We start from the raw sequence: 7,295 nt of genomic DNA, 5'->3' as shown, positions 1-7,295 counted from the left end.
CGATCAGCGACCTGCACCGCGGTGGGCAGCGCAGGTCGGATGGCTTCGGCATATGCGCCGGAGCCATCCCGGCAGACCACCTGCACGCCGGGATGGTTACGCAACCAGGCCTCGAGCGTGTCAGCCGTGCGGTCGGCAAGGACATCGACGCGCTCGCCGGTCTCCGCGTTGATGGTCACGGTCACGTAGCACTGCCGCTTACGCAGGGTGACATCGTCCACGCCGCCCACGGGCGGCACCGGCCGAACGGGCACCGGCAGCCGCAGCGGCGCCCGCAGCGCGGTCTGCCGGGACAACGCGACACCGAGGCCGGCCAGCGCCCGGGCCCCGGCACGCCCGGCCAGCTGGGCCATGACACGGTTCACCTGCGCAGCCAGCCGGGCGGTGCGGCGCTGATACCGCTCAACTACACAGGCCAGCTGCGCACGGATTGTCTGCCTCGAACAAGCAAGCCTTGGGCAGCGCATCCGCCGCGTCCGCACCCGTAGCACGACCCGTCGCCCATCCACCGGCACGTCGGCGATCCGCCGCTCAACATAGCCGTGCACCCGCCCCGTCTCGGCGGCGCATTCCGGGCAGGCCACCGGCCCGGAATGCGTCGACGCCCGGGCCACGATCGTCCCAGCATCATCCACAACACCCTCGATGAGCAGCGAAGACAATCCCGAGAACACAAGTCTTAGAAGTTGATCAACGTCACCCTGGCACAACACGCCATATCCGACCGAAACCGACACACACCGTCACCACTGAAAGCGGGCCAGAGCCGAATGTGGGACAGAACCGTTCACCCGACTGCCCCGAGTCGATGCCCAGTTTGGTCGCGACGACCTTGATCGCCTCGAACTCCGAGGGGTAGATGGCCTTGGACTCAGCGACCGTCCGGACCGCGCGGTGCCGCAGATTCAGGGGGCAAGACGAGGTAATGCGAGCGTGGTGCCATGAACTTCGTCCTTCCAACGAATGTAGCGACCAGACATGCCGGGGTGGGTCACGTAGCCTCGGATTGCATGAGGCGCTTGCCGATTACTGGGCACTCGGTCTATGGTATTTCCATGATCTTCGGGTCGATCATTATTAACGGCGCAGGCTGACGGACCGCCGCCTGCGCCTACCTCTCGTGCTGATCGCGCGGGGGGTTTTTTGTTGGTCCAGCAACGTGAATCCCTGCTGAAGCAGGCAGCGTTCCCCGGATGTCATTAACACCGCCTTCGGTGCCGCCCACCCCTCCCACAAGGAGCGAATCATGTCTGTTGTTGTCGAGTCCACTGAGCACGAGCAGCTCGTGTTCTGTCGCGATCAATCCAGCGGCCTGCACGCGATCATCGCGATCCACTCCACCGCGCTCGGACCTGCGCTCGGTGGTACCCGGTTCTATCCCTACGCTTCGGAGCACGACGCGCTGAGCGACGTTCTCCGGCTCTCCCGTGCCATGGCGTACAAGGCAGCGTGCGCGGGCCTAGATCTGGGCGGCGGCAAGGCGGTGATCATCGGCGATCCGGCCGAGCTGAAGACGGAACCACTCTTGCGCGCCTATGGCAGGTTCGTTGAAGCACTCGGGGGCCGCTATAACACAGCTTGCGACGTAGGTACCTACGCCGAGGACATGGACATAATCGCCCGTGAGAGTCGTTTCGTGACGGGCCGAACGCGCGCACACGGCGGAGGTGGCGACTCTTCTGTACTGACCGCCTACGGCGTCTTCATGGCCATGCGCGCGGCCGCCGAATACACTTGGGGAACACCGTCCTTGCACGGCCGCCGGGTTGGGGTGGCCGGCGCAGGCAAGGTAGGTCGCAGGCTGGTCGAACACCTCCTAGCAGATAGTGCATCGGTCGTAGTAGCTGACGTGGCAGCCGACGCCGTAGAGCACCTTCGCGCCCGTCACCCGGAAGTCGAGGCCGAGGACCCGCAGAAGCTGCTCGCCCGAGACCTGGATGTCTACGCACCGTGCGCGCTCGGCGGTGTCCTGAACGAGGCTACAGTCCCTGCCCTGCGAACACAGATCGTATGCGGAGGGGCTAATAATCAGCTCGCTCACGACGGAATCGACGCGCTGCTACAGAAAAGCGGCATCTTGTATATGCCCGACTACGTTGTCAACTCCGGAGGACTGATCCAGGTCGCCGACGAGATGACGGGCTTCAACGAGCAGCGCGCCCGAGCGCTAGCGGAAAGAATCTTCGACACGAGCCAGCACATCCTCGCGATGGCGAATGACCGTGACGTCTCACCAACACAAGCAGCCAATCAGCTTGCCGAGCAGCGCATCGCGGAAATCAGCCGACTGCGCGGCATCTGGTTGTCGAATCATTCCACCACGCCGCCGCAGGACAATGCGCTATGTCGCTGACCGACTCCGAAGCTCAAGCCCGGGACCACTCAAGATCCGAGAACTGCGGTGCTGCGACCGATCCGACACAACCCGAACAGACGATCCCCGTAAATGATGCCATGCTACTTCGTCGTCACTATCGCGTCTTCGTTGGCGGGTTCGACGGCGTGCTGCGAGTGATCGGCCTCCTGCAGCAACGACGGTACGCGGTACGCTCGCTCGGCGTAGAGCCAGCCGGCGCCCGAGACTGGATAGTCAACATCGCTGTTGAGACGACTCTGCACGACGCAACTACGAACCTGCTGACGAGGAGACTTAACCGGTTACCCGTCACGCTCGAGGTGCAAACCACGTCCTGTTCCCCGGTGATCAGGTCGATCTGGGACTAATCCTGGATCCGTGGATGGGTCGGTCGGTGTTCGGCGCGTCGACATAGGAAGTGCCTTCTGGATCAAGACAATCAGGGTTGTCGAAGCCACTAATTTACACGATCCGAGAAGGCACTGGCCGTGAAGTAACTTGATGCTTGGGCGCACGCAGGCAGTGTTCGATGACGAAAACCTGGTGTCGTGAGCGGGAATGGTGCGGGTGATGGTGCTGACCGAGCGAACGTGCCTTCGCCTGGCTACACCAGTACAAACGGCTCTGCACCCGTTACGAACGCCGCGCCGACATCCACCACGGCCTGCTCCAGTTCGGCTGCGTCCTCATTTGCCACCGCCAACTCACACGATCATTCTGAAATGAGCTCTTAGTATGGGCATCGTCGCGCTTGCCCACAAGCGGGATCGCGAACCGCCCACAGCGCCAGCGTCAGCGAAGGAGGCTATCGTGCATGATCTCGGTATCGACGATATCGCCGACTTGGTGCTCGGTGCAGAGGTGCTTGGCAGCGGCGGCGGAGGCGACTCTCATGTGCCCTGGAGGATGCTGGTTGGTACGCTGGCCGAGTACGGTCCGGTACGATTGATCAACGCGGATGAACTGCCTGCGGACGCGCCGCTACTGCCGGTTCTCGCAGGCGGTCCGCCAGGCGCGCTGGCCGAGACGTTTTTCAACGGTCATGAGTTCGGACGGCTTCGCGAGACCGTCGAGCAGCAGATCGGGCAGCCGTGTGCGGCCGTGCTTCCGGTCCAACTCGGTGCGTTCAACACCATGATTCCGCTGATCGCAGCAGCGCGCTTGGGCTTACCATGCATCGACGCGGACATCATGCGTCGCTGCTTCCCTGCGGTGGAGATGACCTTGTTCATGCTGGCCGGGATACGCCCGTCGCCGGTGTTCATGGTGGATATGTGGGGAATGGGGACGATGTTCGCCACTCAGCGCGATGACGTGGTGAGCACACTGATCCGGACGAGCTTGCCACATCTGGGCATGGTGGCGTTGATCAGTACCTACACCGTGACCGCCGAGGACTGTGCACGGTTCGGCGCACGGCGCGCGCTGACCGATTGCGCGAGCATCGGCAGACTGCTGCGCAGCACGTCAAGCCACGATCTCGCCTCCTATGGAGATTTCCTGCGGTACTGCAGCGGCCGCGTCGAGTTCTCCGGCATCGTCATCGACTTGGTGCGCGACTGGCGGGAGGGTACACCGCATGGCACCATTACGCTGGAAGCGGTGGAAGGGCCCGCTCGCCTCATGCGATTGGAACATCAGCACGAGAACTTGGTCGCGGCGGTGGATGGCGAGCTCGTAGTCACCGTGCCGGACGTGATCGCTTTGATCGATGTCGAGTCCGGCGTGGTTATGCAGAGCGCCGATGTCGTCGAAGGGCAGCGCCTGCTGGTGATCGCGATTCCTACCGACGCCCGGTGGCACACTCCAGCCGGGCTGGAACTGGTGGGGCCGCAAGCATTCGGCCTGGACGTGACCCCGACCCGCGTCGGAGGTTCTGGTGGCTGAGTGGCGGATCGGGCTCGTAGTGGACAGCCGCACGGTTGGCGTGCTCACCGATGGTACGGGCACGGTACGCGCGAGCGCGTATGGTTTCGACGTCGACCGGCGGACGTCGATCGCTGAGGTACTCGATACGCTTCTGCAGTGCGTATCGGCCGAGTCGATCGGGTACGTGATGATCACCGGTCTGGCCGAGATCGCCTCGGCGCCGTGGCATGAGCGGCTTTCCCCTGTTGGCGCGCTGCGTCTCGCCGCACCGGCCACGCTGTCGGTTCCACCGCTCAGCGGCTGGCCATCGGAGAAGGCTGCCGCGGTGCGCGACTCAGTGGCGGTCGTCGCAGGTGGTCACCAGTACGACGGTACCGAGGTATCAGCGCTGGACGAGACCGCTGTGGCGGCATTCGCGCATCGCTGCCGGAACCGGGTCGCCGCAGTGGCCATCACCGGCGCTAACGCACAAGTCGACAGCGGCCACGAGCAACGCGCCGCCGCGATCGCGAGGGAAGTGCTCGGCGAGTCAGTGCCCGTGGTGACCAGCTCGGGGCTCGGTGGAATGGGCCTGTTGGAGCGGGAGAACACCACCGTTCTTGACGCGGCGCTCTCCCCGCATATCAGTCTTCTGCTCGACGGAGTAACCCAGCTGCTGAGGGCGAAAGAGGTGACCGCAGACATCTATTTCACAAGCGCTGACGGAACGCTGCTCACAGCTTCCGACGTGGCACGCCATCCTCTGCGCGCCCGTCGGGCGGCTCGTGGCGCGGCCATCACCGGCGCACTGCGCCTGGCTGCTCTTGACGACGCCGTGGTCGTGGAGGCCATCGATGGCTACGTTTACATCACCACGGTAGTGGAGGGCACGCCCCAGGAGAATCTTGGACCTGTCCAGGTGCAGGGCGTCCGGACCTGCCTCCCCGAGGTGCGCACGTCCGCGGTGCGGATCGACGAGCTGAGAACGAGAGGGACGGTCGCCAGGCCATCCGGCGATGCCCGGCTGGCTCTTCGCCGGGCTCGCGCAGGTCACGGCGCGCTCCCGGTGATCGTGGTGGGGCCCGATGCTGACGAAGTGATTCGGCTTGACGACGGGGATAATGAGATTCGCCCCGGGTTCGGTGCGAGAGTCGGCGCCATCGGGGCGGCGCTCGGCGAGGTGTCCGGCACGGTGGACCGGATCTTCCGCTTTACTGAGACGAGCTACCCGGACTGTGTTGCTCAGGCCAGGCGCATGGCTCGAGAGTCGGCTATCCAGGCTGGAGCCGATCCATCTCGATTGCGACGACCGCGTGTACGTGAGTTCCCGCTCACCTATATTTCGACACGGTGCGCACGCATGAGGGTTACGGTGAGCGGGCCTCTGGTGCGTGTCTGAACTAGGCACGAAGGGTGAAATCAATGTCGACCTCCCCGGTGAGCCTGCGCCAACTGCTAGCCATGGATCTGTTGCCCGGGCACAGCCTGCTCGGCGGCGCTGCGGGACTCGGCCGACCCTTGACCCGAGTGTTCCCCGGCACCTCCGCGCGTGACATCCCGTATTTGGGCGAGGGCACGCTGGTAATCTTCGGCCCGGAGCAGCTTCCGGTCAGCGAACTCGTTACCGATCTGGCCATCCGGTTGGCGCACAGTGCCAATTCCGCGGGCATCGTCGCGCAACGTCCGACTGGTCCGGTCCCCGCGGCGTCGTCGCGGCTTGCTGACAAGCTGGCGGTGCCGCTGGTCACCGTGGAGTCGGTAGTGCCTGCCGCGATCGTGGCGCAGCTGGACCCCTACGTGCGCGCTCCGGAACTGGCCGGTCTGCGCATGTTGGGAGCTACCGCTCAACGCCTTCATCACCCCGTGATCGATCCCGAACAGCTAACCGTGTTGCTCGCCCAGTCGCTCAGCTGCCCTGTAACGCTCGTCGACGCTGAGTTGCGCCCCATAGCCGGGGATCGGTATCTGTGCACGCTGCTGGAATCGGTCACTTCTAGGGATAAGCTGACCCGTGCTCAGCCCAGCGCCGGTGTATTCGACCTTGACGGCGAAGAGGTGTTACTCGTCCAACCGGTGCAGCTGGATAATGACGGCCCGGCGCATTTCTGGCTGTTGGCTCGCACCGCTGCCGCTGCGAGCGTACAACTGCGACCTATACAGCAGGCCCTTACTGTCGCGGCGATGGCACACGCAGTCGCCGTCGCAGCGCGTACCGCGCGGATGGAACGCGAAGCTCGAGGACATTCGCTGCTGCTCGGCGAGGTGCTTGATCAGGCCGACGACCTCTCGCAACGGACTCTCCAGCGCGTCGCCGCCCTTGGCTGGCGCTTGGCCGGATGGCACACGGCAGTGCAGATCGGCGCCAACTGGACGACGTCACTCGTGCACCAGCGGGATCTGCTGCCCGAACTGGAACACGCGCTCAGCCGTCACGCGATCGAGGCCACGTTGATAGAACGCGCCGAGGGCTGGGTATTCTGGGTGACGGTCGATAGCGAGCCCGACACGTATGATCCGCAGCCATTACTCGACGGAGTGCAAGCGTCACTGCGTGCTGTCGAGTCCGCGCATGAAGGCCTGACACTGTGCGCCGGGGTCGGCACCGGAAGGCCTGGCGTAGTCGGATTGCGTGAGTCGTTGCGCGAAGCCCGGCACGCTTGTTTACTCGCACGGACGGAGGAGACCGGCGGCACCGTCGAGCACATCGAAGCGATGAGCGTCAAGCGCCTATTGGTTAGCTGGTACTCATCCAATCCGTTGCGCTCCGTCGGCATGAACCTGTTGAACCCGCTGACGGAAGCCGACTCTTCCGGAGAACTTCTTCGCACCCTGCGGCGCTACCTCGACCTGGAGTCGTCCGCCACTGCCACGGCGAAAGCGCTGTCCGTGCACCGCAACACCGTGATCCAACGGCTGGAGAAGATCGGCTCATTGCTGCCAGTCGATCTGGCTGATCCGGATGACCGACTCGTAGTGCATCTCGCGACCAGAGTTGCGGGCATTGAGTGGGACGACGCCGTTTAGGCGCGTCACGAACGCTGTCTCGGCGCTTCGTTCGGCTATCTGTGCATGGCGCCTGAACTCTATTGTC

The 7,295-nt window shown here is 64.2% G+C and carries 5 protein-coding genes and 1 pseudogene; 5 read left to right on the top strand and 1 reads right to left on the bottom strand.

What is annotated here, in order from left to right:
• On the bottom strand, positions 1 to 737 hold a 737-nt coding region (locus CHB84_RS20280; protein ID WP_141134754.1), incomplete at its 3' end, for an ISL3 family transposase.
• 509 nt (positions 738 to 1,246) lie between these two features.
• Between CHB84_RS20280 and CHB84_RS20275 the strand changes: the two genes are divergently transcribed.
• The 5 genes and pseudogenes from CHB84_RS20275 (at position 1,247) to CHB84_RS20260 (ending at position 7,228) form a co-directional block, all read left to right on the top strand.
• The gene (locus tag CHB84_RS20275; RefSeq protein WP_089303257.1) at positions 1,247 to 2,353 is read left to right on the top strand and encodes a Glu/Leu/Phe/Val family dehydrogenase; all 1,107 of its coding nucleotides are present in this window, start codon (positions 1,247 to 1,249) and stop codon (positions 2,351 to 2,353) included.
• A 589-nt stretch (positions 2,354 to 2,942) separates the two neighbouring features.
• A pseudogene (locus CHB84_RS22530) lies at positions 2,943 to 3,077 on the top strand (IS5/IS1182 family transposase); the annotation flags it as partial.
• A gap of 14 nt (positions 3,078 to 3,091) precedes the next feature.
• A complete protein-coding gene (locus tag CHB84_RS20270; protein WP_089303256.1) occupies positions 3,092 to 4,243 on the top strand; it encodes an S-methyl thiohydantoin desulfurase family protein in 1,152 nt (383 codons plus the stop codon).
• Between the two features lie 19 nt (positions 4,244 to 4,262).
• Complete coding sequence (locus CHB84_RS20265) at positions 4,263 to 5,603, top strand: hydantoinase/oxoprolinase N-terminal domain-containing protein (protein ID WP_141134753.1); 1,341 nt, start codon at positions 4,263 to 4,265, stop codon at positions 5,601 to 5,603.
• A gap of 23 nt (positions 5,604 to 5,626) precedes the next feature.
• Positions 5,627 to 7,228 (top strand): helix-turn-helix domain-containing protein, encoded by a 1,602-nt coding sequence (locus tag CHB84_RS20260; RefSeq protein ID WP_089303254.1) that lies wholly within the window; start codon positions 5,627 to 5,629, stop codon positions 7,226 to 7,228.
• Positions 7,229 to 7,295: the final 67 nt, after the last annotated feature.

It is taken from the genome of Haloechinothrix alba, from assembly GCF_900188115.1.
GTDB classification, from domain to species: domain Bacteria; phylum Actinomycetota; class Actinomycetes; order Mycobacteriales; family Pseudonocardiaceae; genus Haloechinothrix; species Haloechinothrix alba.
The sequence above is the reverse complement of the archived record's forward strand: the minus strand, read 5'-3'. Positions and strand labels throughout refer to the sequence as shown.

Bases quoted from the DNA above. Each gene is read 5' to 3' on its own strand.
- CHB84_RS20275 (WP_089303257.1), top strand. From the start codon at position 1,247: ATGTCTGTTGTTGTCGAGTCCACTGAGCACGAGCAGCTCGTGTTCTGT.
- CHB84_RS20270 (WP_089303256.1), top strand. From the start codon at position 3,092: ATGGGCATCGTCGCGCTTGCCCACAAGCGGGATCGCGAACCGCCCACA.
- CHB84_RS20260 (WP_089303254.1), top strand. From the start codon at position 5,627: ATGTCGACCTCCCCGGTGAGCCTGCGCCAACTGCTAGCCATGGATCTG.